Raw genomic sequence first — 1,105 nt, 5'->3', positions numbered from 1 at the left:
TACATGGTGCTTAATTTGGTTAATGGAGTACGTTACCAAGAAGCAGCGTCCAACAACGGTAGTTATAATCCTCGGCAATCGTTAACCCGTATGCGTTTTAAGCAAACAGAGGTGAAGTTTGATTTTAGCAGTTTTAAGGATATGACCCGAACGCAGGAAGAGAGCTTTAAGAACAATGCACCAATGTTAAACCGTAGGGAACTGTTGCACAGAAGAGACTCGTTGCAAAAAGATATAGACAGCATGGGCAAAGCACTACAAAGCAACGTTCAGTACTATTTTAAACAAAACAGTTACGTAAAAGGTTATACCGCAGTTAAGGCGCCAGCCCAAATAATTAAAGGCAATATACTTAACGTTATACCTAAAGAGCAGCGCATAGCAGCATTGCAAAGTGCCTATGATCAGGTAGAGTCTTTAAAACAAACACTTAATGGGCAGCAAGCCGATTATGAGTTTAAAAATAAAGAAGTTTTAAAAGCGAAGATAGAATATCAGCGTAAATATACGTTGGCCGTGTCTTGTTTGCTCTTGTTCTTTATTGGTGCGCCCTTAGGTGCCATTATTCGGAAAGGTGGACTGGGCTTGCCCGTAGTTATTGCGGTAATTTTCTTCCTGATTTACCATATTATCTCTACCGTATCCGAGAAATCTGCCAAAGAGGGCTCCCTAGATCCAGTTTTTGGTATGTGGATGGCAATTATTATTCTAACTCCAGTGGGAATTTTCTTAACTTATAAGGCCACCGTAGACTCGGCCCTTTTTGATATTGGGTACTACAAAGAGTTGGTTGTTGGTTTGTTTAAGAAAAAGAAAAAAGAAACGAAAGAGATTTAAAAGGCGTTAAATTCCTGTTTTATTTATGGGTGTGGGTTTTTCTGTCTGTGAACTTAATAGCTTATGGCTATTGCCAAAATATGTTACCTCCTAATGATAATTACCTATAATAATTGTTTTTAAAGGTTGTACCTTTGTAGCCAAATTAGCAATGAGGAAAAACCTCATTCATTGTGTTATTTACCAAAATGGAAATTAAATTAAATACCATAGAAGAGGCACTTGCCGATGTTAAGGCAGGCAAAATTATCATAGTAGTTGATGATGA

General features: G+C 37.7%; 1 protein-coding gene. It reads left to right on the top strand.

Features of this window, described 5'->3' with window-relative positions; genetic code table 11:
• The coding region (locus tag B3I52_RS01455) for an LptF/LptG family permease (RefSeq protein ID WP_293297790.1) at positions 1-837 on the top strand (837 nt) is incomplete at its 5' end.
• Positions 838-1,105 lie beyond the last annotated feature (268 nt).

It is taken from the genome of Pedobacter sp. UBA4863 (assembly GCF_002399615.1).
In the GTDB taxonomy this organism is placed as follows: Bacteria; Bacteroidota; Bacteroidia; order Sphingobacteriales; family Sphingobacteriaceae; genus Pedobacter.
The sequence above is the reverse complement of the archived record's forward strand: the minus strand, read 5'-3'. Positions and strand labels throughout refer to the sequence as shown.